The sequence below is a fragment of the Rodentibacter genomosp. 1 genome (assembly GCF_001999285.1).
Classification (GTDB): Bacteria; Pseudomonadota; Gammaproteobacteria; order Enterobacterales; family Pasteurellaceae; genus Rodentibacter.
This window is the reverse complement of sequence record NZ_MLHN01000012.1, coordinates 1-23572: the sequence shown is the minus strand read 5'-3', so window position 1 is coordinate 23572 and position 23572 is coordinate 1. Positions and strand designations below refer to the sequence as shown.

At 40.6% G+C, this 23572-nt stretch carries 21 protein-coding genes, 1 other RNA gene and 1 riboswitch; of the genes, 10 read left to right on the top strand and 12 right to left on the bottom strand.

The genetic code is table 11. The annotated features are described in order from the left end of the window. Positions 1 to 5 precede the first annotated feature (5 nt). The 8 genes from thiQ to ompA all read right to left on the bottom strand — a co-directional run bounded on the left by thiQ (position 6) and on the right by ompA (position 6940). Complete coding sequence (gene thiQ, locus BKK54_RS08265) at positions 6 to 635, bottom strand: thiamine ABC transporter ATP-binding protein (RefSeq protein ID WP_077542618.1); 630 nt, start codon at positions 633 to 635, stop codon at positions 6 to 8. After that, positions 628 to 2238, bottom strand: a complete 1611-nt coding sequence (gene thiP / locus BKK54_RS08260; RefSeq protein WP_077542617.1) for a thiamine/thiamine pyrophosphate ABC transporter permease ThiP — start codon at positions 2236 to 2238, stop codon at positions 628 to 630. The genes thiQ and thiP overlap by 8 nt, the downstream gene beginning before the upstream one ends. Before the next feature lie 6 nt (positions 2239 to 2244). Continuing rightward, positions 2245 to 3243, bottom strand: a complete 999-nt coding sequence (gene thiB / locus BKK54_RS08255) for a thiamine ABC transporter substrate binding subunit (RefSeq protein ID WP_077542616.1) — start codon at positions 3241 to 3243, stop codon at positions 2245 to 2247. 38 nt (positions 3244 to 3281) lie between these two features. Then, positions 3282 to 3375: riboswitch (TPP riboswitch) on the bottom strand. A gap of 115 nt (positions 3376 to 3490) precedes the next feature. After that, a complete protein-coding gene (gene grxD, locus BKK54_RS08250) occupies positions 3491 to 3820 on the bottom strand; it encodes a Grx4 family monothiol glutaredoxin (RefSeq protein ID WP_077542615.1) in 330 nt (109 codons plus the stop codon). 84 nt (positions 3821 to 3904) lie between these two features. Beyond that, positions 3905 to 4705 (bottom strand): TPM domain-containing protein, encoded by an 801-nt coding sequence (locus BKK54_RS08245; RefSeq protein WP_077542614.1) that lies wholly within the window; start codon positions 4703 to 4705, stop codon positions 3905 to 3907. Continuing rightward, entirely contained in the window at positions 4698 to 5147 is a 450-nt protein-coding gene (locus tag BKK54_RS08240) for a TPM domain-containing protein (protein ID WP_077542613.1), read from the bottom strand. The genes BKK54_RS08245 and BKK54_RS08240 overlap by 8 nt, the downstream gene beginning before the upstream one ends. Before the next feature lie 10 nt (positions 5148 to 5157). Beyond that, on the bottom strand, positions 5158 to 5742 hold the full coding sequence (locus tag BKK54_RS08235; protein WP_077542612.1) for a LemA family protein: 585 nt from the start codon (positions 5740 to 5742) through the stop codon (positions 5158 to 5160). A 106-nt stretch (positions 5743 to 5848) separates the two neighbouring features. Then, on the bottom strand, positions 5849 to 6940 hold the full coding sequence (gene ompA, locus BKK54_RS08230; RefSeq protein WP_077542611.1) for a porin OmpA: 1092 nt from the start codon (positions 6938 to 6940) through the stop codon (positions 5849 to 5851). A gap of 412 nt (positions 6941 to 7352) precedes the next feature. Here ompA and ydiJ point away from each other — a divergent pair, with 412 nt between their 5' ends. From ydiJ to hemH, 3 genes are read left to right on the top strand one after another with little or no spacing between them, the layout of a single operon-like run. Next, positions 7353 to 10424, top strand: a complete 3072-nt coding sequence (gene ydiJ / locus BKK54_RS08225; RefSeq protein WP_077542610.1) for a D-2-hydroxyglutarate dehydrogenase YdiJ — start codon at positions 7353 to 7355, stop codon at positions 10422 to 10424. A 31-nt stretch (positions 10425 to 10455) separates the two neighbouring features. Further along, positions 10456 to 10872: a hotdog fold thioesterase gene (locus tag BKK54_RS08220; protein WP_077542609.1), complete on the top strand. Its 417-nt coding sequence runs from the start codon at positions 10456 to 10458 to the stop codon at positions 10870 to 10872. Continuing rightward, positions 10869 to 11840 (top strand): ferrochelatase, encoded by a 972-nt coding sequence (gene hemH / locus BKK54_RS08215; RefSeq protein ID WP_077542608.1) that lies wholly within the window; start codon positions 10869 to 10871, stop codon positions 11838 to 11840. The genes BKK54_RS08220 and hemH overlap by 4 nt, the downstream gene beginning before the upstream one ends. Positions 11841 to 11995: 155 nt before the next feature. Here the strand turns inward: hemH and selD are convergent, their stop codons facing one another. Next, entirely contained in the window at positions 11996 to 13039 is a 1044-nt protein-coding gene (selD, locus tag BKK54_RS08210) for a selenide, water dikinase SelD (RefSeq protein WP_083717925.1), read from the bottom strand. Positions 13040 to 13133: 94 nt separating this feature from the next. Between selD and gntR the strand changes: the two genes are divergently transcribed. Beyond that, the gene (gene gntR, locus BKK54_RS08205; protein ID WP_077542606.1) at positions 13134 to 14153 is read left to right on the top strand and encodes a gluconate operon transcriptional repressor GntR; all 1020 of its coding nucleotides are present in this window, start codon (positions 13134 to 13136) and stop codon (positions 14151 to 14153) included. Between the two features lie 29 nt (positions 14154 to 14182). Here the strand turns inward: gntR and BKK54_RS08200 are convergent, their stop codons facing one another. Beyond that, a complete protein-coding gene (locus BKK54_RS08200; protein ID WP_077542605.1) occupies positions 14183 to 14701 on the bottom strand; it encodes a gluconokinase in 519 nt (172 codons plus the stop codon). A gap of 227 nt (positions 14702 to 14928) precedes the next feature. On the opposite strand from BKK54_RS08200, the gene BKK54_RS08195 reads away from it, so the two are divergent. From BKK54_RS08195 to cydC, 5 genes are all read left to right on the top strand, one after another. Then, complete coding sequence (locus tag BKK54_RS08195; protein WP_077542604.1) at positions 14929 to 16278, top strand: GntP family permease; 1350 nt, start codon at positions 14929 to 14931, stop codon at positions 16276 to 16278. Between the two features lie 90 nt (positions 16279 to 16368). Continuing rightward, positions 16369 to 17226 (top strand): co-chaperone YbbN, encoded by an 858-nt coding sequence (locus BKK54_RS08190; RefSeq protein WP_077542603.1) that lies wholly within the window; start codon positions 16369 to 16371, stop codon positions 17224 to 17226. Between the two features lie 114 nt (positions 17227 to 17340). Next, entirely contained in the window at positions 17341 to 18294 is a 954-nt protein-coding gene (gene trxB, locus BKK54_RS08185) for a thioredoxin-disulfide reductase (protein WP_077542602.1), read from the top strand. A gap of 107 nt (positions 18295 to 18401) precedes the next feature. Beyond that, positions 18402 to 20162: a heme ABC transporter permease/ATP-binding protein CydD gene (cydD, locus tag BKK54_RS08180; protein ID WP_077542601.1), complete on the top strand. Its 1761-nt coding sequence runs from the start codon at positions 18402 to 18404 to the stop codon at positions 20160 to 20162. Then, the gene (gene cydC / locus BKK54_RS08175) at positions 20162 to 21889 is read left to right on the top strand and encodes a heme ABC transporter ATP-binding protein/permease CydC (protein WP_077542600.1); all 1728 of its coding nucleotides are present in this window, start codon (positions 20162 to 20164) and stop codon (positions 21887 to 21889) included. The genes cydD and cydC overlap by 1 nt, the downstream gene beginning before the upstream one ends. 21 nt (positions 21890 to 21910) lie before the next feature. Here the strand turns inward: cydC and ffs are convergent. Beyond that, an RNA gene (gene ffs / locus BKK54_RS08170) (signal recognition particle sRNA small type) lies at positions 21911 to 22009 on the bottom strand. Positions 22010 to 22137: 128 nt separating this feature from the next. Between ffs and nrdG the strand changes: the two genes are divergently transcribed. Beyond that, entirely contained in the window at positions 22138 to 22608 is a 471-nt protein-coding gene (gene nrdG, locus BKK54_RS08165; RefSeq protein ID WP_077542599.1) for an anaerobic ribonucleoside-triphosphate reductase-activating protein, read from the top strand. Here the strand turns inward: nrdG and BKK54_RS08160 are convergent. After that, on the bottom strand, positions 22603 to 23572 hold a 970-nt coding region (locus BKK54_RS08160; protein ID WP_077542598.1), incomplete at its 5' end, for a glycosyltransferase. The two genes, nrdG and BKK54_RS08160, sit on opposite strands and share 6 nt — an antisense overlap.

Sequence of the window (23572 nt, the reverse complement as noted above, 5' to 3'; positions counted from 1 at the left end):
TTTTCCTATAAATTTCGTCCTTGATGAATAGGGATGATACGATCAATATACCCTTCTAATTCCTGTGGTTGATGTGTCACAAGTAGCAATGTTAAGTGCTTTTCATTACATAGCCGGTCGAGCAACTTTAACATTTCCATACGTAATTGCGGATCAAGTGCGGAGAAAGGTTCATCCAATAATAAAATGGGTTTATCACGCAACAGACAACGTGCCAATGCAACACGTTGCTTTTGCCCACCGGAAAGTGCGGTCGATTTTCTCGTTAAAAAATCCTGTAAATTGACCGCACTTGCGGCTTGCTCAATTCGTATTTTCTCTTCCTTTGAAAGGGACAAATTCGGTTTTAAGCCTAATGCAATATTTTCCGCCACGGTCAAGTGGGTGAACAAATTATTTTCTTGAAATAACATGGAAACCGGGCGTTCATAAGGGGCGCTTCTCGTATGATTTTCACCGTTAAGCCAAATTTCCCCCTCATTGGCATAGTCAAAACCGGCAATCAGATTTAATAGGGTACTTTTCCCTGCACCACTCTCACCGATAATCGCCACTTTTTCTTGCCCACCAATATGTAAGTCAAGCATCATCGGCATGGATTGATAATTAAATTTCACTTGTTTTAATTTAATCATTGTTATCCCTATTGTGTTCAATAAACATAAATAATCCAAGACATAAGCTGAGCAAAATCAATGCCGTAATCGCCGCTTCTTGACTCCGATATTGTCCGATTTGCTGATAAAGCAAGTGCGGTAAAGAAGTAAAATCCGGACTACCAAATAAGGCAATTGCCGTAAAATCCCCTAAAGAGAGTGTTGTCGCCAAAGCAAAGGTATATTTTAGCGGTGTTTTTAATAAGGGATATTCAATTAATTTGAAGCGTTGCCACCCTTTAAGATTTAGCGATAAACACAATTTTTCGTAATACTGCGTAGCTTGCATCATCGGTGTGTTTAAAATTCGAATGACAAAAGGCATGGCGGCTAACGCATTACACAACACAACAATTAAAAATAAATGAATATTGCTAAAATCCATTTCCTGTAAAAGTAAAAATAATCCTACCGAGAGAATTAACGTTGGTACGGCTAAAATCATCATACCACCGGTTTGAATGAGGGTTGCAAACACAGGAAAATGAAGCCATTGTAGCTGGCGGGAAAGCAGAAGTAATAAAAAAGAAAATACTATCGCTAATACACCTGAAGCGGGTGCCATTGAAAGGGAATAGATTAACGCTTTCCATAGTTGGGGATCTTGCCAAAAACTAAACCATTCCGGTGCACTCACCACCCCTTCCACCACAATACTCAGCAATGGTATGAAAAGCAATAAACATACGCTAAACAAAATAAAAACATTAAAAATTTTGACCGCACTTGATGGTGGCATCAACCAAATATAGCGTTGGGAAAGGCTGGTTTCCGGCGGTTTAGCAAAAATTTGGGATATCCCAAATAATACAAAGCAAAAAACAAATTGAATCAAGGCAAATAAAGCCGCCTTAGGAAAATCAAATTCAAAAAAGATCGCTTGGTAAATAGCAACCTCCAAAGTGCTATTTTGTGGCCCGCCACCAAGAGAAAGCACGATGGTGAAACTGGTAAAACACAGCATAAAAATGAGAACAAAAGTCGGTAAAAGCTGATTTTTAAAATAAGGTATTTCAATTAAACGAAAAAATTGCCAACCTCGAATATTTAATTGTGCGGCTAACTGATGTTGTTCTGAGGGAATAGCTTGCAAGGCTTGTTGCGTTACCCTCGCAGCAAGGGGAATATTAAAAAAGAGGTGGGCAATTAATATACCGTTCAACCCATAAATTGTCGGTTTCCAATTAATCCCTAACCACTGCATTAGCCGACTTAACCAACCTTCCGTGCCATAAATCTCGAGTAAGCCAAAGATCGCCAAAAGCGCCGGCAACACAAAAGTAAGGGAAAGTAAACGCTGGATAAGACGTTTTCCCGGGAAAGGCTGATAAAAAAACGCACGTCCAAATAATGCCCCGATCAGCACGGCAAGTAACGCCGATAAAAAGGCTTGCCCGAGACTAAAAAAGATAACTTGATGTAAATAATCATCCTGCTTGAAAGCCTCCCAAGAATAATTTCCACCGATGGAAAATACCGCAGAAAGCGATGTGCTATAAAGCAAAACAATGAAAAAAATAACCGCACTTCCGCCAATATAATGACGAGGACGGAAATGCGGATGAGAAAACAACGATATCATTAGAAACTATTTAGAAAGGGCTTTTTGCCACTGATTAATCCAAGTTTTTAATTGTTCCCCCGTGACTTTTGACGTATCCAGTACCGGCATATTTTGAGTATGTTTTTTTAACGCATCAATATGACTTTCGATAGGGCTATCAATAACCGGTAGCATCACATTATTTTTCGCAATATCGGCTTGTGCTTCCGGTGAAATCAAATAATCAAGAAAGTGATCCGCGCAAGTGTTATGACGGTTAGCCACTTTAGCAACGACTTCCACTTGTAATACGCCGCCTTCACTAAATTCCGTTGCCATATAATGATTTTTTTGCTCAGAAAGAATATGGTAAATTGGCGAAGTGTTTGTGCTTAACACAAGCTCCCCTTCCCCTTTTAGGAATGCACCGTAGGCTTCTGTCCAACCTTTTGTAATGGTTACGGTGTGTTCTGACAAAGTTTTCCAGACATTTTGTGCTTCCGCTTGCGGATAAAGGGAGTTTACCCAAAGTAATAAACCTCGCCCGATACTACTGGTACGCGGATCTTGATATAGTACTTTTAGATCTTTACGTTCAATCAATTCTTTAAAACTTTTTGGTGGGTCAGTTAATTTATTTTTATCGTAAATAAAAGCATATTTTGCAAAATCAAAAGGCAAAAATGTGCGATCATCCCATTTTAGCGGTAATGCCAATTTACCAAGATCCACTTGGTTAGGTTCGAACATTGCTAATTTTTTGGCTTCATCAATTTGATGATTATCTAAACCTAATACCACATCCGCTTTAATTTTTTTTCCTTCTAAGCGTACACGATTAAACAAAGTACCATTATTATCAAAGGCAACATAATTTAACTGACACTGTGGAAATTGTTTTTCAAAGCCGGTTTTAACTTTCGGCCCAGCACTCCAATCGGCACTAAAAGAATCGTAAGTATAAACAGTGAGTGGTTGTGCAGCAGTTTGAGCAAATGCAGAAGCAGCAAAAAGTGCGGTTGAAATGAGGATTATTTTCTTCATTGTACTGTCCTTATAAAAATAGAAATGAAGAAACAGCCTAATGAAAAGAGTTAGTTTCCTACGCCAGCATTATCTGTTTCAGGTTCACGGGTATCTCTCAGCCAAACAATGTTAGCACCCCGACTAAGGGCTAAAAGTCTATATAAACTTTTTAAAATATACAAGCATCTTGAAACAAAACTGTTAGCTTGATCACAAAATTTAGACAAAATAAAACCCGCAATAAACGGGTTTTAAGGATGGAAGATTATGCTTCTTGGTGTTTTGCTGCCACTTCACTTAATAAAGTTTGTAACTCACCGGTTTGATACATTTCTAACATGATATCGCACCCTCCAATTAGCTCTCCTTCAACCCATAATTGTGGGAAAGTTGGCCAATTTGCGTAAGCGGGCAATTCAGCACGAATATCCGGATGTTGAAGAATGTCCACATAACCAAAGGGCACTTTGCAGTTCATTAATGCCTCTGCTGCACGAGCAGAAAAACCACAAGAAGGCAATTTCGGTGAACCTTTCATATAAATTAAAATCGGGTTTTCGCTGATTTGTTTTTTGATTTTGTCTAACGTTTCCATAATGTTCCCCGTAAAAAATAGAGGCACGTATTCTAACATAAGTTAGAGGTATCACAAATTAGAACTTGAGTAATCAGGTCAGGTTTACCAACTTCCACCCGCACCGCCACCGCCGAAGCCTCCACCGCCAAAACCACCTCCCGATGAACCACCTCCGCCGAATCCGCCACCAAATCCTCCGCCGAAACCGGAGCCTCCCCCACGACGACGGGATAATGTTGATTGACGCACAATTCGATTCAATTGATCACGCTGATTCGGGCTGATATAAATTTCATCTTTATGATATTGATATTCGCCAAACACAACAAAGGCAATAAACACCAGCACCATAATAAAGGGAATATATTTATCAAACTCACTATCTTCCATTTGATAAGCACCATATTCCCCTTGGCTTGCAGCGATAATGTCATTTAATCCGTCATTAATACCCTGAGCATACTGCCCTTGTTTAAATTGCGGTAAAATTGCATTGCGGATAACCTGTGATAAAAAAGCGTCCGGTAATACCCCTTCCAAACCTTGCCCTGTCGCAATAAATACTTTGCGATCATTTTTTGCAATTAGTATTAAAACGCCGTTATTAAGTTGCTTACGCCCAATTCCCCACTTATCACCTAAGGCAAAAGTATAATCCGCAATTTCATATTCACCGGTAGTCGGTACAAGCACAACGGCAATTTGCGAGCTAGTCGCATTACCATAAGAAATCAGTTTATTTTCAAGAATTTGCTGTTGTTGTGAGGAAAGCGTATTCGTGTAATCATTCACATAACGAAAAGGATTTTGCGTAGATGGAAACTGTACGGCATAGACAAAAGCCCCCCAAAAAACAAAGATAAAAACAACCGCACTTTTCATGATTTGCAAAACTTTAGTCATGAATAATCACCTCATTTGGCAATTCATTTCTATCATCAACTTGAATAGGAAAATGCGTTTTTAAGGTATCGGTAATATGTTCAATCGCCTCAACGATACCTTGTGTATAGGCTTTTTCCTTAAATCGTGCAATCATTAAATTACATTGTTTTTGCCAATAAGCATCATCGACAAATTGATGAATTCCTTTATCACCAATAATGGCACAAAGATGATTTTTGTATCCAACATAAATTAATACTGCATTTTTTTCTGCTGTTTGATGCATATCAAGCTCACCAAAAATTTGTAATGCTCGCTCAATCGCCGATAATCCTTTTTCGGTTTTTGGTAATTTACGTTCAATATAAACCCTTAATTCTGCCGAACTTCGACTTTCAAGGCGAGCAATTGCCGCCTCTATTTGTTTTTTATCGACCGGAATCCTTGAAAAGAATTTCATTACTTATACCTTAATTAAAATTCACAGTAGGGGCATTTTCAGCACCAGATGTAGATTTAAAGTAAGGTTTTTCTTTAAAACCAAAGATCAATGCAGCGAATGTTGTTGGAAATTGACGTACTTTTTGGTTATATCCACGAGCGGCATCATTAAATTTATTACGAGCAACATTAATACGATTCTCAGTTCCCTCTAACTGCGCTTGTAAATTCATAAAACCTTCATGCGCCTTTAATTGCGGATATTGTTCGACAGTAACAAGTAATCTAGATAATGCCGAGCCTACTTGATTTTGTTCCTGTTGGAATTGTGCAAGTTGTTCTTCTGTCATATTGGAAGGATCAATCTTAGTTTGTGTCGCTTTTGCACGAGCTTCGATCACATTGGTTAAAGTTTGTTGCTCAAAGTTTGCTTGAGCTTTTACGGTATTCACTAAATTAGGAATGAGATCCGCACGACGTTGATAAGAAGATTCAACATTCGCCCAAACAGAATCAATTTCTTCTTCTGCTTTAACTAAGCCATTATAACTTGGCATTAATGCAAACCCACCGGCTACGATAGCAACAAGGAGAATAACAAGCCATTTTTTCATAATAATGTTCCTATAAAATTAAAGAATTCTTCTACTAAAAGAAAAGACCTAAACCGAGGTTTAGGTCTTTCTTCTATTTAATCCATCAACGGATAACTAAATGAAATTATTTAGTACCGTTAACTGCGATTTCAACGCGACGGTCTGGCGCTAAGCAAGCGATAAGTGCTTTACGACCTTTAACCGCATCACAAGTTGCACCGGTAACTGGGTTCGCAGCACCGTAACCAGTTGCAGTGATGTCTTGTGCAGCAACACCTTTAGCAACTAAGTAGTTAGCTACTGAGTCTGCACGACGTTGTGATAATTTTAAGTTTGCTGCATCTTTACCGATGCGGTCTGTGTAACCAGCAACTGCTACTTTAGCACTATTTACTTGTGCGATTTCACCATAGATACCATCTAAAGTTGCTTGTGCTTGTGGTTTTAAGTTTGCTTTACCGAAAGCGAAAGTAACATCAGAGTTTAAGTTGAAAGTTTTGCTTACAACTTCAGGCGCAACAACTGGTGCAGCACCTTGACCGAAACGGTAAGATAAACCGGCAGTTACAGAACCGATCCACGGAGTATAGTCTTCATTTTCTGCAATTTTGTTATCTTTACCAACAGAAGTTAACCATTGGTATTCAACACGTAATGCTAATTCTGGTAATGAAGGTAACGCGTACTCAACACCTGCTGCAAATACCGGAGATACTTTTAAGCTGTGAGCACGAGTACCCCAAGCTGTATCCGCTAAATTAACCCCTTTAGCATTTTTGTAATCAGAACGTACTAATGCAGCACCAACACGACCATATAAATCTAAACCGTCTAAAGCTGATACTAAGCCACCTAAACCATAGCTACCTTTTAAGCTTAAATGTGCACCGTGGTTAGTGTGTTTTGAAACAACTTTTTCACCTTTAGAGAATTTAGCACGACCAAAATCATCGTAACCCAATTCTACTGCTAAACCTAAGTTGTCACGATTTAAGACTTGGTAACCACCGAAAACACCGTAAGTCACAGAGTTACGGTTAACACCGAAACCATTTTGGTGACCGACATATTTTGAGTCAAATTGTTTTAAACCATCATGGAAAGACGCCCAACCCGCTTTAGCACCAACATAGAAAGTGTTTTCTTGTGGAGCCGCTTGAGCCACAGAAGCAGCTGCGAAACCAGCTACTACTAATGCGATTGCAGTTTTTTTCATTTTGATGTCCTCTATTTAGTCATCGTTAATCATAAAAGTTTCCTTACTTAAAAACCCTTTGAATATTCTAATCAAAACGGCTTCTAAGCATTGCTTAACTAGGGTTTTGAATTTGCCCTATCGTTACCAACTTTTGACAAATTCAATTCCTTTGTGTCGCCAAAGGAACGTTCAAAAGTGGAGCTATTATCCTATAAAATAGACAAAGATCAAATTTTTTTTACCTATTATGATTAATTAATAAACAATTAATCATTAAAATGAACATTCATTTATCCTTTGTTAATATTCATTCTCATTTAAATAAAACGAAGCTCAGGCTATCAAGTTTCACTCCTTAAAAATCGACATTCTAACCCGTATCATATATTATCTCTTCGTTCTTTTTCTGTATTATTTTGTGAGTGAAACTATGTTACCCCGCCTTTCCCGTGTACCACAACTTGATGAAATTGTTCAGGATTACCTTAGTGACTTAAAAAAACAACATTTCGAGGGCGATATTGCCACAGATTATGCCGATAGATTAAGCCTCGCCACAGACAATAGTGTGTATCAACAGCTGCCTCAGGCTATTTTGTTCCCTAAAACGCTGGCAGACGTTGTGCGTCTCACTAAACTGGCAAATCAGTCTGCATATCAACCCCTTAGTTTCACACCTCGTGGTGGTGGTACGGGTACAAACGGACAATCTCTTAACCATAATATTATTGTTGATATGTCCCGCCATATGACGGCAATTTTAGAACTAAACGTAGAAGAACGCTGGGTGCGTGTGCAAGCAGGCATCGTGAAAGATCAACTCAATCAATTTTTAAAACCTTACGGTTTATTCTTTGCACCGGAGCTTTCCACCAGTAATCGTGCCACAGTGGGTGGTATGATTAACACCGATGCCTCAGGACAAGGCTCACTGCAATACGGTAAAACCTCAAATCATGTCCTCGCATTACGCAGCGTCCTAATAAACGGTGAAATATTGGATACAAGTGCGGTCAAATCTCAGGCTATTTTCGACGATATTGATTCCCTTGGCTTAAATGAAACCAGTAAAGCCCTCCATCAAACTATCGCACAACGTTGCAAAGAAAAACGTGAAAGTATCATCAATGATTTACCACTACTTAATCGCTTTTTAACGGGCTATGATTTAAAAAATGTCTTCAATAAAGACGAAACTGAATTTAATCTCACTCGCTTGCTTACCGGCTCCGAAGGTTCTCTTGCCTTTATTTGCGAAGCCAAATTGAATCTCTTGCCTATTCCGCAATACCGCACCCTCATTAATATAAAATATAGCTCTTTCGATGCAGCATTGCGTAATGCGCCTTTTATGGTGAAAGCGAATGCCCTGTCTGTCGAAACAGTGGATTCCAAAGTTTTGAATCTTGCCAAACAAGACATTATTTGGCACTCAGTTAGCAAACTTTTAACGGAAGAAGAAAGCCGCCCTATTCTTGGTCTAAATATTGTGGAATATGCCGGTAATAATCGAGAAAAAATCCATCATCAAGTGACCGCACTTTGTCAGGCATTAGATGAAAAAATCGCCCAACAGCAGGATCACATTATTGGTTATCAAATTTGCGATGACCTCCCTTCTATTGAACGCATTTACGCCATGCGTAAAAAAGCCGTAGGTTTACTCGGCAATGCTAAAGGGGCGGCGAAACCTATTCCTTTTGTAGAAGACACCTGTGTTCCACCGGAACATCTCGCCGATTACATCAGCGAATTTCGGGCTTTACTAGATCGTCACCATTTACAATACGGCATGTTCGGACATGTCGATGCCGGCGTATTACATGTGCGTCCGGCTTTGGATTTATGCGATAAAGAACAAGTCAAACTTTTCAAACAAATTTCTGACGAAGTAGCTGAACTCACGATCAAATATGGCGGTTTGTTGTGGGGGGAACACGGTAAAGGTGTGCGTTCCCATTACGGCGAGAAATTCTTCACACCAGAACTTTGGAACGAACTCCGTTATATCAAATTTTTATTCGATCCGCATAATCGCCTAAACCCTGGGAAAATCTGCACACCTTTAGGTTCTGAAGATGAACTCTACTCTATTTTGTCGCCAATGCGGGCTGACTACGATCGCCAAATACCGATTCAAATACGAGAGGAATTTAAAGGTGCAATGAATTGCAACGGAAATGGACTATGTTTTAATTTCGATGAACACAGCATTATGTGCCCTTCAATGAAAGTGAGTAAAAACCGTGTGTTTTCCCCAAAAGGGCGTGCTGCGATGGTGCGGGAATGGTTGCGTTTATTAGCCAATGAAAACATTTCGCCTGAACAACTTGATTTTCAAAAAAATAATGTGAAATTGACCGCACTTGTCGCCAAAATTCACCACAGCGTGCAAAAATGGCGTGGAGAATATGACTTTTCTCATGAAGTCAAAGCGGCAATGGATACCTGCCTTGCCTGCAAAGCCTGTGCCAGCCAATGTCCAATCAAAATTGATGTGCCGAGTTTCCGTGCCAAATTTTTCCATTTTTACCACATTCGTTATTTGCGTCCGGTAAAAGATCATATCGTAGCAAATTTGGAACTTGCCGCTCCCTATATGGCGAAACAAGCCAAATTTTTCAATTACTTTACCCAATTAAAAAGCACCCAAAGGCTGGTAGAAAAAACCACAGGAATGATAGATTTACCGCTACTTTCCACTCCAAATTTGCAACAACAGCTTGTAGAAATCGGCTATCAAGGCAAACCGTTAGAAGCCTTAGAACAGCTAAGTGCGGTGGAAAAGGAGAAAGTTTTACTGATCGTGCAAGATCCTTACACCTCTTATTACGATGCGAAAGTAGTGCGGGATTTCGTGGCATTGACACAAAAACTGGGCTTTAACCCGATTCTTCTCCCTTTCAAACCAAATGGCAAGGCCATGCACATCAAGGGATTCTTGAAACGTTTTGCGAAAACAGCAAAAAACCAAGCGGAATTTCTTAATCGTGTTGCTAAATTAGATGTGCCGTTAGTGGGGGTAGATCCCGCCATTGTGCTTTCTTATCGTGATGAGTATAAAGAGGCATTACAGGCACAACGGGGGGATTTCCATGTATTGACCGCCCATGAGTGGCTCAAAAACCAACTGGATTCCGGCATATTAGAAAACCTACCAAAAACCAACCGCACTTTTGATTGGCATTTATTTCCACATTGTACGGAATCCACATTTATGCCTAATAGTCCAAAAGAATGGCAGCAAATTTTTGAAAAGTTCGGGCAACAATTAACGGTAGAAAAAGTGGGCTGTTGCGGTATGGCTGGGGTATTTGGTCATGAAACACAAAACCAAACCATGAGCCGAGAAATTTACGATATTTCATGGAGCAAAAAACTTCACGGAAAAGATCCGCACTTTTGTTTAGCAACCGGTTATTCTTGCCGTAGCCAAGTGAAACGTTATGAACAAGTGGTATTAAAACATCCCGTCCAAGCATTGCTTGAAGTGATGGAATAGCGTTCTTTTATTTTGCGAATTAAGGATAAAAATGATTTGGAAAAAGCCCTTTACCCTCCCACAACTTAATGAAATGGGGAAAAACTGTGCCGTTGGCCATCTTGGTATTGAAATTTCTGCTTTCGGTGAAGATTGGCTTGAAGCCACAATGCCGGTGGATAATCGTACTACACAGCCTTTTGGCTTATTACACGGCGGCATTTCTGTTGCTCTGGCAGAAACGGTGGGGTCTCTTGCAGGTTTTCTCTGTGTAGAGGAAGGAAAAGCCGTGGTAGGCTTAGACATTAATGCCAATCATCTTCGCCCGGTAAGAGAAGGCAAGGTCACAGCAAAGGCGATGCCTATCAATTTAAGTCGAAATACCCATGTTTGGCAAATTGACATCCGAAATGAACAGGATAAACTCTGCTGCGTTTCAAGATTAACGCTTTCTATTATAAATTTATGACAACTACAAAAAAAATTGGTGTGATTCTAGCTAATTTAGGCACCCCTGATGAACCCACCCCAACGGCAGTTTCCCGTTATTTATGGCCTTTTTTAACAGATCCCCGTGTTGTTAATTTACCCCGTTGGAAGTGGTGGCCTTTGCTTAAATTCCTTATTCTTCCCCCTCGTTCCAAACGGGTTGCCAAAAATTATCAGGCGATTTGGACAGAACAAGGCTCACCACTACTTGCTATCACCACACAGCAGCAAGAAGCTTTGCAAGCCTATTTATCGGCAAAAAATATCAATGTACAGGTTGAAATTGCCATGACATACGGCAATCCTTCTATGCAAAGTGCGGTTGATAATTTGCTTAAAAATCAGGTTGGAAAAATTATTGTATTACCACTATATCCGCAATATTCCAGCACCACTACCGGTGCCTTATTTGATGTTTTTGCCAACACACTCAAACACACTCGCAATATACCGCCTTTTGAATTTATCCATTCCTATCATTTGGATAAACACTACATTGGTGCCTTAGTGCAATCCATCAAAGTGCGGTTAAAACCTGATGAGTTTTTGCTCTTTTCTTATCACGGAATTCCATTGGGCTATGAAGACCAAGGTGATTATTATCGCCAACATTGTAAAGAAACCACTATTGCCGTTGTCGATAAACTCGGTTTAACGGAAAACCAATGGGGAATGACTTTTCAATCCCGTTTTGGACGTGAAGAATGGCTACAACCTTACACCGATGAATTTTTAATTTCAGCAAGCGCACAAGGTATCCATAAAATTGCCGTAGTTTGCCCCGGTTTCTCGGTGGATTGTTTGGAAACCATTGAAGAAATTGATGAAGAAAATCGTGAGAACTTTCTCCATAACGGGGGAGAATCTTATCAGTATATTCCCGCACTGAATGCCGAACCGGCTCATATTGAAATGATGGGTAATTTAATTTTACAAAAACTGGCATAAAAATAAGCGTGGATTTACTCGGTATTATGTAAATGTACAAAAAATAGAAGTTTCAACAAAATGTAGGGACACACTGCGTGTGTCCCTACAAACGAAAGAAAAACCGGCTTTGTGCAATGCCGACATAATACTGGATTTTTCTCCCACGCTTCTTACTAACGAACCTCAACAAAAATTCTTTTTTCTTTATCTCTCGCTTTCAGCACACCGATTTCATAAATATCAACGCCCGCTGTTTGTGCAATCGCCAAGATATCCAGCTCACTTTTCGGTTTAACCGCCACCAATAAACCACCGGAGGTTTGCGGATCACACAACACTGCTTTTTGATAATCCGTCAATGTCCCCACTTTATGCCCATAACTCTCATAATTACGCGTCGTGCCTCCCGGTACGCAACCTTCAGAAATATAGTCCGATACGCCCTCAAGGGTCGGAATTTTACCGAAAAACAACTCAGCATTGAGGTTTGAGCCTTCACAGACTTCAAGTAAATGACCGACTAAACCAAAGCCTGTTACGTCAGTCATAGCGGTGACCCCATCCACTTCGGAAAATTGGCTACCGATAATATTCATTTGACACATAGCAGCCGTTGCCAAGCCTTGATGTTCGGGTTTTAATTTGCCTTTTTTCTCCGCCGTAGTCAGTACCCCAATGCCCAAAGGTTTGGTTAAATAGAGTTTACTGCCCGCCTCAGCTGAGGCATTTCGTTTCACTTTTTCAGTATTAATCACACCCGTTACCGCTAAACCAAAAATGGGTTCGGATGCGTCGATGGAATGTCCACCGGAGAGAGAAATCCCCACTTGATGACAGGCGAATCGCCCGCCATCGACAATTTTTTGCGCTACTTCTGCCGGTAATTTATTGATCGGAAAACCCAAAATTGCAATTGCCATAATCGGCTTTCCCCCCATCGCAAAAATATCGCTAATCGCATTAGTTGCCGCAATACGTCCAAAATCAAAAGGATCATCCACAATCGGCATGAAAAAGTCTGTGGTACTGATAATTGCAGTTCCATTTCCCAAATCGTACACCGCCGCATCATCTGCGGTATCATTACCCACCAACAAATGAGGATCGACAAAATGTTCAAGTTGTGTTTGTAAAATTGTCCCTAACACCTTAGGCGAAATTTTACAGCCTCAACCCGCACCGTGACTATATTGTGTTAAACGAATGTCATCCGTCATACGCTATCCTTTGTTATAAACTTGGGTCGAATTATACCTTTTTTAAACGAAAAGTGCGGTCAAAAAATGCGATGTTTTTGTTATACTGCCCGCTATGCATGATTTAATTTTGATTTCAATGAAACACAAACGCCCCACCTTACAGGATATTGCCACCCACCTCGGCATCACAAAAATGACGGTAAGCCGTTATTTGCGTAATCCCGATTCCGTCGCCCAAGAAACCCGGATTCGTATTGCTCAAGCTCTTGAGCAATTTGGCTATATTCCTAATCGCGCACCGGAAATTCTTTCCAATGCCAAAAGCAAAGCCATTGGCGTGTTGCTTCCTTCCCTCACCAATCATGTTTTTGCCGATGTATTAAAAGGCATTGAATATATGACCGATCAAGCGGGTTATCAAACAATGTTGGCTCACTATGGTTACAGTGTGAAAAAAGAGGAAGAACGCATTGAAAGTTTGCTTTCATACAATGTGGACGGGCTGATTTTATCGGAAAATTACCATTCTTTGCGAACGCTCAAAATGATTGAAGTGGCAAACATTCCCGTGATTGAAATTATGGATAGCACGCAAACCGGCATCCAACAAGTGATCGGTTTTGATAATATTGCGGCAGCCCAAACGATGGTAGAAACCATGATTACAAGGGGATACAAAAATATTGTGTATTTCACTGCACGAATGGACAAACGAACCCAACTCAAAATGCAAGGCTATGAACAGGCGATGAAAAAATATGGGCTTGACCCATACAGCTTAATTACGGAAGAACCCTCCTCCTTCACGCTAGGCGGAAAACAGCTTCGTCAAATTCTTGAAAAACGCCCCGAAACCAATGGTATTTTCTGCACCAATGATGACTTGGCGATTGGCGCACTGTTTGAATGTCAGCGACTTAGCATTTCTGTTCCGACACAAATTGCCATTGCAGGCTTTCACGGACATGATGTCGGTTTCTCCGTTACCCCTCAACTTGGGACAGTGATTACTCCCCGCTTGGAAATTGGAAAACTCGCTGCTCAAGAATTATTAGCACGATTAAATGGTAAGCCCCTCAAAGACAAAATCATTGACCTTGGATTTAAAATCCATCTTGGAGAGAGCATGTAAAAATGCGGTTAAAAATAACCGCACTTTTATCATTCAGGCAGTGGTTTTAAAGCATTAATACAACGCTCTACCACGCTTTCAAAGCTGCCGTCAATATCAATATGAATCACATCCGGCTCGTCTTCTTGTGGCACTTCAAGGGTATCAAATTGGCTTTTTAACATATCCGTTTTCATATAATGCCCTTTGCGTTGTTTCATACGCTCAAGCACCAAATCAAAAGAACCTTCCAAAAATAGAAATTTTATATTCTCATTCCCCTCTCGAATCAAATCACGGTATTTCTTTTTCAATGCCGAACAAACAATAATGCCGACTTCACTTTTACGTTCAAGACTAAACGCCGCATCACGAATACGCTCAAGCCAAGGGGCACGATCCTCATCGTTCAAAGGCTGTCCCTCCCCCATTTTAATAATATTGGCACGAGGATGAAGATCATCACCATCAATCAATTTCATACCTAAACGCTGTGCCACAACCGTTCCAACGGATGTTTTTCCCGTACTTGACACTCCCATTAGGATAAAACTTTTTCCTTTGCTCATAACATACCTCACAAATATTTTTCTTAATCATATAAGAATTTTAATGAATTGTTACTCGTAACATTTTATTTTGTGATCCTGATCACAAAATTAATGGCTGATAAATCAGAAATCTCTTACTTGATTTAAAAATAATGTGAATAAGATCACAAAGTTGAAAACTCACCATTTACCCCAATAGAAATAAAAGATATGTTACGGGTAACAATTCACCTGGAGAAATATCTATGCTTATTGTGATTATGATTGCGGCGATTTTATTGCTGCTTTTACTTATTATTAAATTCAAAGTCCACGCATTTGTGGCATTGATTATTGTCAGTTTACTTACCGCACTTGCTTCCGGTATTCCGGTAGAAAAAATTTTACCAACCTTGCTTGGTGGATTTGGTAACACCCTCGCCTCTGTGGCTCTTCTTGTCGGATTAGGTGCTATGATTGGTCGCCTATTAGAAATCACCGGCGGTGCGAAAGTCCTTGCTGATACCCTTATCAATAAATTTGGTGAGAAAAAAGCCCCCTTTGCATTAGGCGTTGCGTCACTGTTATTCGGTTTCCCCATTTTCTTTGATGCCGGTTTAGTCGTCATGTTGCCTATCGTGTTTAGCGTAGCAAAACGTTTCGGCGGTTCAGTACTACGCTATGCTTTCCCTGTTGCAGGAGCATTTGCGGTGATGCATGCTTTCCTTCCGCCTCATCCCGGCCCTGTTGCGTCCGGTGATTTACTGGGGGTAAATATTGGTTTATTAGTGATTGTCGGTTTAATTTGTGCTATCCCGACTTGGTATATCGGGACTTATTTATTTAGTATGTTTATCAGCAAAAAAGTCCATGTCGATTTACCAAAGGCGTTTTTAAATGCAGGCGCAATTACCGATACGTCAGTACAGAATCCACCAAGTTTTGTCCGTGTGATGACTGTTTTATTGCTCCCAATTATTCTTATTTTATTTGACACCGGTTTGAATACGTTAAGTGTGGCAAAAGTGATTGATGGTTCACAAACTTGGGTGGCATCGCTCCGTTTAATTGGTAAAACACCCATTGCATTGTTGATTACATTGATCGTGGCAATCTTACTCCTAAAAGATCAACGTAGCCATGAACAAATTGAAAAAATCTGTGATAACGCCCTAGGTCCAATCTGCTCAATCGTGTTAGTTACCGGTGCGGGCGGAATGTTTGGCGGTGTGCTACGTGCCAGTGGTATCGGCGATGTATTATCCGCTATGTTATCGGATACCGGTATGCCAATCATCGTTGCCGCTTTCGTTATTGCAATGGTAATGCGTGTTGCCCAAGGCTCTGCCACTGTTGCCTTAACGACTGCTGCAGCACTGATTTCACCCACCGTTGCGGCTGCAACCGATTTAAGTCAATTTGATCTTTGCTTTATCGTGATTGCCATTGCATCGGGTGCAACCGTCCTATCCCATGTAAACGATTCCGGCTTCTGGCTAATGAGCCGTTTCTTAGAAATGGATACCAAAACCACATTAAAAACTTGGACATTACTTGAAACCTCAATTGGTGTGGTAGGCTTTATCATTGCCCTCATCGGCAGCATTCTTTTATAGACTGAAAGTGCGGTCAATTTTCAAAACATTTCTAAAATTGACCGCACTTTGCTAAAATCAGCCATTATTTTTTCCTAACAAGGATGAACAATGGCTGATTTTCCTTTTATTGTTGAGATCAATGAACAAAATCTCACCGAAATTCTTCAACAGTCTCTTGAAAAACCACTGGTAGTGAATTTTTATGCGCCTAGCCACAAAGAATCGGCAGATTTTTTAGCATTGTTAGAACGGGTTGCTGAGCAATATCAAGGACAATTTATACTGGGTAAAGTGAATTGTGAAAGCGAACAAATGATTGCAGCGCAATTTCGTATTCAAGCTTTACCTACCACTTATTTATTCAAAGAAGCACAAGCATTGGATGCTTTTCCCGGTGCATTGGATCAAGCCTCGCTCTTACAACGTTTAAGTGTGATTTTGCCAAAAGAGGAAGAACTCAAATTTCATCAAGCCTTAGATTTCTTACAAGTAGAAAATTACGATGCCGCATTGCCACTATTAAAAGAGGCGTGGGAACTTTCCGATAAGAAAAACAGCGATATCGCCCTACTCTATGCGGAAACCTACATTGCGATGAAAAAAACCGAGCCGGCACAAGAAATTTTAAATCAAATTCCGTTGCAAGATCGGGATAGCCGCTGGCAGGGTTTACAAGCCCAGATTGAATTATTAATTCAAGCGGCAAACACGCCGGAAATTCAACAATTAACAGCAGATTATGCGAAAAATCCGACGCCTGACATCGCTATTAAACTTGCCGTACAATTACATCAAGCGGGCAGAAATGAAGAAGCACTCAGACTTCTTTTTGATCTTTTAAAAACGGATTTAAATACACAAAACGGTGAAGTAAAACAACAATTTTTATCTATTTTAAGTGCAATGGGTAATGCGGATCCACTCACCAATAAATTCCGCCGGTTACTTTACTCTCTGCTCTATTAAATACAGTATTATGTCGCCGTGACAAAAACTTGATTTTGGGTTTATTTGTAAGGACACACTGCGTGTGTCCAGTATAAAATCAAATTATTTCAATATGTTAAGAAAGGATACGCTATGTCAGATACCAAACACGCCAAACTGCTAATTTTAGGTTCCGGCCCTGCCGGTTATACTGCGGCAATTTATGCCGCTCGTGCCAATTTAAACCCTGTGTTAGTCACCGGTTTACAACAAGGCGGTCAGCTTACAACGACTGATGAAATCGAAAATTGGCCGGGGGATTTTGGTGAAACCACAGGCTCCGGTTTAATGCAACGTATGTTGCAACACGCAGAAAAATTCGATACAGAAATTGTATTCGATCATATCAACCGTGTAGATTTGTCCTCTCGTCCGTTCAAACTTTATGGTGATGTGCAAAATTTCACCTGTGATGCGTTGATTATCGCCACCGGTGCGTCAGCCCGCTATTTAGGTTTACCTTCTGAAGAACATTACAAAGGTCGTGGCGTTTCCGCCTGTGCCACTTGCGATGGTTTTTTCTATCGTAACAAACCCGTTGCAGTGATTGGTGGAGGTAATACGGCAGTAGAAGAAGCCCTCTACTTAGCCAATATCTCAAGTTGTGTTCACTTAATCCACCGTCGTGATACCTTCCGTGCGGAAAAAATCTTAATCGACCGCTTATACAAAAAAGTAGAAGAAGGAAAAATCGTGCTTCATACCGACCGCACTTTAGACGAAGTATTGGGCGACAATATGGGAGTAACCGGCTTACGCTTACAAAATACCAAAGACGGTACAAAAGAAGATCTCAATATTGACGGTTTATTTGTGGCAATCGGTCACACACCAAACACAGAAATCTTCCAAGGTCAGCTTGAATTAAACAACGGTTATATTGTGGTAAAATCCGGTCTTGAAGGTAATGCGACTGCCACCTCGGTGGAAGGCGTGTTTGCGGCCGGCGATGTGATGGATCATAACTATCGTCAAGCGATCACCTCTGCCGGCACGGGCTGTATGGCTGCATTGGATGCTGAACGTTATCTTGACGCACAAAAATAAATATTAAGGCGTGCTAAGTGAGAGTTGGCACGCCAACGACTTATCATCGTGCGTGGAGAGCCCTGCGTACCAATCTATCCTCCCCGACTTGGGACGAATAAAAATCTATGGATAAACTTCGCCAAAAATATTTACAAAAATGGCTACGTACCCAGCAAGAGCCTATCAAAAAATTGATGCGAGCCAACATTGCCCTTGCAACGGTTTCATCGCTTATTTTAGTGATACAAACTTATTTTCTCGCCTTTCTACTCGATAAACTCATTATGCAAAATGTGCCATCGGATGATCTTATTCCGTATTTTATAGGCTTAATTTTCTGTTTTACTTTTCGGGCAATCATCTTATGGTCTCGCGAAAAAATCGGTTTTGAAAGCGGTCGTCAATTACGCAATCATATTCGCCAAAAAATTCTAGATAAAATTCACCTTGTCGGGCCGGCAACCATTAATCAAAAACCGGCAGGCAGTTGGGCAAGTATTATGTTGGAACAGGTGGAAAATTTGCACAATTTCTACGCCCGTTTTCTTCCACAACAAACGCTTTCAGTGATCCTCCCCATTGTCATTTTAATTGCGGTATTTCCGTTAAACTGGGCTGCCGGTTTAATTTTAATGCTCACCGCACCACTGGTACCGGCTTTTATGATTTTGGTAGGCATTGCGGCGGCAGATAGCAATCAAAAAAATATGGCAACCCTTGCCCGCCTCAGCGCACAATTTTTAGATCGCCTACGAGGGCTTGAAACCTTACGCCTTTTTAACCGCACTTTAGAACAAACCGAGCATATCAAAAACACCACGGAAGATTTTCGTGAAACCACCATGGATGTACTTAAAATCGCCTTTTTATCTTCCGCAGTACTCGAATTTTTCACCTCGATTTCTATTGCACTTATGGCGGTTTATTTCGGCTTTAGCTATCTCGGACAAATTGAATTTGGCACTTACAGTACTCCGCTTACCCTTTTTACCGGTTTTTTCTGTTTAATTCTTGCCCCTGAGTTTTATCAACCCCTTAGAGATCTCGGCACCTATTATCACGACCGAGCCGCCGGTATCGGTGCTGCCGATGCTATTGTGGATTTTTTAGAAACAGACTACCTAGCCATTCATCTCAATGATCAGAAAATTCCTCTTGAAAGTGCGGTGGAAATTCGGGCAGAAAATGTCGTGGTGCTTTCTACTCAAGGTACACCGCTGACAAAACCTCTCACCTTCCATATTCCACCTAATCATAATGTCGCCTTGGTGGGGCAAAGTGGTGCAGGTAAAACCTCTTTAATGAATGTCATCCTCGGTTTTCTTCCCTATGAAGGTTCATTAAAAATCAATGGACAAGAACTCCGTGAAAGCAATCTGACCGAATGGCGTAAACACATTGCTTGGGTAGGGCAAAATCCATTGTTGCTCCAAGGCACAATTAAAGAAAATCTATTACTTGGCGATATTCAAGCAAACGATGAAGAAATTGACCGTGCTTTAACCTTAGCACAAGCCAAAACATTCACTGACAAACTCGGTTTAAACTATGAAGTCAAAGACGGGGGCTTAGGGATTTCCGTGGGGCAAGCACAACGTCTTGCCATTACACGGGCATTATTACGCAAAGGCAAATTACTTCTCCTTGATGAACCCACGGCAAGCCTCGATGCACAATCAGAAAACTTAGTTTTACAAGCTTTAAATGACATCAGTTGCTATCAAACCACATTGATGATCACCCATCGCATTGAAGATCTCAAACAATGCGATCAAATTTTTGTGATGCAACAAGGGGAAATTCTTCAACAAGGCGATTTTTCTCAGCTCAAATCCCACGGCTTTTTTGCCGAATTACTCGCTCAACGACAAGAGGATATTCAATAATGCGTGCATTACTGCCTTTTATACGTTTATTTGCATTCGCTAAATTGCCCTTAATTTTAGGTTTGATCTTGATGACTTTAGGGTTAGCTTCCAGTATGGGATTACTCACCCTATCCGGTTGGTTCTTGGCTGCTACCGCCATTGCCGGGCTCGGTACGCTGTTTAACTTTTTTTATCCTTCCGCCAGCGTGCGAGGATTAGCTATCGGACGCACCGTCGCCCGTTATTTTGAAAAACTTGTCACACATGATGCCACTTTCCGTGTTCTGGCAAATTTACGAATACAAGTCTTTGAAAAAATCATTCCGTTAAGCCCTGCTGTGCTGAACCGTTATCGCAACAGCGAGTTATTAAATCGCCTCGTATCGGATGTGGATACACTCGACAGCCTTTATTTACGCCTACTTGCGCCTTTTTTCAGTGCGGCATTTGTGATTATGGCAATGACAATCGGTTTAAGTTTTATTCATACTCCCCTTGCATTAGGGCTGGGTATGGTTTTGTTAATATTATTAGTGCTTATCCCAACTATTTTCTATCGCTTAGGTCAACAATTTGGCAAACCTTTAGTACAAGCACGAGCCACATACCGCACTCAATTCTTAGAATTTATCCAAGCCCAAGCCGAACTTTTACTGTTTAATGCCGAAAATCAAGTCAAAGAGAAAATGGCAAGCACAGAAAAGCATTGGCAAGCTACCCAAGAAAAAGAAGCAAAATTAGGCGGATTTTCCACCGCACTTGCTCTCTTTCTCAATGGCTTACTTATTTGCACTATGCTATGGTTCGGTAGCCAAGCGGATTTTGGTGTGGACGAATATCGGGCGGCTTTTATTGCTTTATTCACCTTTGCCGCCCTTGCCGCCTTTGAAATTATTATGCCTTTAGGCTCAGCTTTTTTGCATATCGGACAAGTTATCGCCGCTGCCGAACGAGTGACGGACATTGTTGAACAACAGCCTTTAGTTGAATTTAACGGTGAGGCAAAATTTGAACCCAAAGTGCGGTTAATTTCCGCTAAGAATTTAAGTTTTGCCTATCCGGATAGAGAAAATTTTGCCTTAGAAAATCTCACGCTTGATTTAATGCAAGGAGAAAAAGTGGCCATTCTTGGCAAAACAGGTAGCGGTAAATCCACATTACTTCAATTATTGGTACGCAACTATGATCCCAATCAAGGGGAACTTTTACTTGCAGATAAAGCAATTTCTAGCTACGCCGAACAAACGCTGCGTGAGCAATTCTGTTTTCTAACCCAAAGGGTTCATGTATTCAGCGATAGCTTGCGTCAAAATTTACAATTTGCTAGCCACGACAAAATATCTGACGAAAAAATGATTGAGGTACTCAATCAAGTGGGATTAGGCAAATTATTAACACAACCGGAAGGATTAGATCTTTGGTTAGGTGATGGCGGTCGCCCCCTTTCCGGTGGTGAACAACGCCGTTTAGGTATTGCCCGAATTTTACTAAATCATGCCTCGATTTTATTACTTGATGAACCCACAGAAGGGCTTGATCGTGAAACCGAACGTCAAATTTTACGCTTAATTTTACAGCATACGAAAAATAAAACCCTGATTATGGTGACTCACCGTTTAACCGCACTTGAACAATTTGACCGCATTTTTGTCATTGATGAGGGTAAACTCATTGAACAGGGCGATTACGAAAGTTTAATCCAAAAAGAACAGGGATTTTTCAAACGATTAATTGAACGTGTCTAGAAAGGAAGAAGTTGGGCGGAAACCTTCCCAGCTTCTTCTCGGCACACAGAAATTCCGACTTTGGCTGCTTTCTTCCGAACCTGACCGAGTAAACCGGACACCGTTGCGAGAGACCGAAAAGGTTTCCATTGATATCGCAATGCGATTGCGCACTATTATGCAAGAATTAAAGGGGCATTGCAAAGATTAATTGCACCTAATGGTGAATTTGACGAGAATTTAAACCACACTTTTCAGGAATTGGCATAATGAATTATTTACAATATTACCCCGTTGATGTGGTAAATGGCGAAGGGACACGCTGTACACTCTTTGTGAGTGGCTGTACCCATGGTTGCAAGGGCTGCTACAACCAAAAAAGCTGGTCGTTCAGTGCCGGTGTAGTATTTGACGAAGCCATGGCACAACAAATTATCAATGATTTAAAAGATACCCGTATTAAACGCCAAGGTTTAACACTATCCGGTGGCGATCCACTACATCCTCGCAACGTAGAAACACTCTTGCCTTTCGTACAACGGGTAAAACGTGAATGCCCCGACAAAGATATTTGGGTATGGACAGGTTACAAATTAGATGAGCTAGATGAAAATCAGCGTGCCATGCTACCCTATGTTGATGTCCTCATTGATGGAAAATTTGAACAAGAAAAAGCCGACCCAAGCTTACTTTGGCGGGGATCGGCGAATCAGATTATTTATCGCTTTAAGGATTTATAATTTCACCTCAAAAGGAAGCCATTTTTTCATCAATTGTAATACTTCTTCTGTGAAATAATGATAGGCTTCAGCTTTAAATTCCGGTGAATACCGTGAATATTGATAACGATAAGCTATACTAAAGTTAATCGCTCTAATTCTTTCTAAATTTACAAACATTCGTTTTGTTTCGTCATTGACATTTTTAATGTCATTTTGGCGTTGTTCATAAAGTTTTATTAAATATTTATCAAGTTCAAATAGATGAACAAGTTTTGATATATCGTTTTTTGTTGTGGTGAGACTATTTGGTCTTAAACGATAGTGATAAAATACACGCCCTACCTCAATCACTGTAACATCTGAGAGAGAAAGAATTTCTGTAATAAATAGCACATCTTCCCCAACATTTAAGGTTTCATTAAGCCAAAGATTATTTTGGCGCAAAAAGTTTGTTCTAAAAAAGCCAAAACAGCAACTTGGATGCCAATCCCATTTGAGCATATCATTCAAATGTTGATAACTACTCATAACCTCATATTGATTTGATTTTATTCGAGAGGACTCAAACCTGCGTGAACAAGGTCCTCTTGAATCACATTCATAACTATTTTCTATGGTGCCTTTTAGCACATCGGCTTGATGTCTGTCAGCAATCTCAACCATGCTGCCTAAATGAGTTTCAACAAGCCAGTCATCGGGATCGACAAAATAGACATAACGTCCTTTCGCTTGCCTCAAGCCGGCATTACGGGCAGAAGCAACCCCTTGATTATGTTGATTGATGAGGGTAATGAAGGGATAACGAGAGAAATACTGCTCGGCTACGGCTAAGCTACCATCCGTTGAACCATCATTGACAATGATGATTTCTTTACTCACGGACTGTGAAACAAGACTATCCAAACACTGAGCAAGATATTTTTCGACATTGTAAACAGGAACAACAAAACTTAGACTAATCTCACTGACTGACTGACTGACT

Excerpts from the sequence above, each read along its gene's own strand:
- thiQ (WP_077542618.1), bottom strand. The coding sequence starts at position 635 with ATGATTAAATTAAAACAAGTGAAATTTAATTATCAATCCATGCCGATG.
- gntR (WP_077542606.1), top strand. The coding sequence starts at position 13,134 with ATGCATGATTTAATTTTGATTTCAATGAAACACAAACGCCCCACCTTA.
- BKK54_RS08240 (WP_077542613.1), bottom strand. The coding sequence starts at position 5,147 with ATGAAATTCTTTTCAAGGATTCCGGTCGATAAAAAACAAATAGAGGCG.
- hemH (WP_077542608.1), top strand. The coding sequence starts at position 10,869 with ATGACAACTACAAAAAAAATTGGTGTGATTCTAGCTAATTTAGGCACC.
- ompA (WP_077542611.1), bottom strand. The coding sequence starts at position 6,940 with ATGAAAAAAACTGCAATCGCATTAGTAGTAGCTGGTTTCGCAGCTGCT.
- cydD (WP_077542601.1), top strand. The coding sequence starts at position 18,402 with ATGGATAAACTTCGCCAAAAATATTTACAAAAATGGCTACGTACCCAG.
- BKK54_RS08200 (WP_077542605.1), bottom strand. The coding sequence starts at position 14,701 with ATGAGCAAAGGAAAAAGTTTTATCCTAATGGGAGTGTCAAGTACGGGA.
- thiB (WP_077542616.1), bottom strand. The coding sequence starts at position 3,243 with ATGAAGAAAATAATCCTCATTTCAACCGCACTTTTTGCTGCTTCTGCA.
- BKK54_RS08220 (WP_077542609.1), top strand. The coding sequence starts at position 10,456 with ATGATTTGGAAAAAGCCCTTTACCCTCCCACAACTTAATGAAATGGGG.
- thiP (WP_077542617.1), bottom strand. The coding sequence starts at position 2,238 with ATGATATCGTTGTTTTCTCATCCGCATTTCCGTCCTCGTCATTATATT.
- BKK54_RS08195 (WP_077542604.1), top strand. The coding sequence starts at position 14,929 with ATGCTTATTGTGATTATGATTGCGGCGATTTTATTGCTGCTTTTACTT.
- BKK54_RS08235 (WP_077542612.1), bottom strand. The coding sequence starts at position 5,742 with ATGAAAAAATGGCTTGTTATTCTCCTTGTTGCTATCGTAGCCGGTGGG.
- BKK54_RS08245 (WP_077542614.1), bottom strand. The coding sequence starts at position 4,705 with ATGACTAAAGTTTTGCAAATCATGAAAAGTGCGGTTGTTTTTATCTTT.
- BKK54_RS08190 (WP_077542603.1), top strand. The coding sequence starts at position 16,369 with ATGGCTGATTTTCCTTTTATTGTTGAGATCAATGAACAAAATCTCACC.
- nrdG (WP_077542599.1), top strand. The coding sequence starts at position 22,138 with ATGAATTATTTACAATATTACCCCGTTGATGTGGTAAATGGCGAAGGG.
- trxB (WP_077542602.1), top strand. The coding sequence starts at position 17,341 with ATGTCAGATACCAAACACGCCAAACTGCTAATTTTAGGTTCCGGCCCT.
- cydC (WP_077542600.1), top strand. The coding sequence starts at position 20,162 with ATGCGTGCATTACTGCCTTTTATACGTTTATTTGCATTCGCTAAATTG.
- ydiJ (WP_077542610.1), top strand. The coding sequence starts at position 7,353 with ATGTTACCCCGCCTTTCCCGTGTACCACAACTTGATGAAATTGTTCAG.
- grxD (WP_077542615.1), bottom strand. The coding sequence starts at position 3,820 with ATGGAAACGTTAGACAAAATCAAAAAACAAATCAGCGAAAACCCGATT.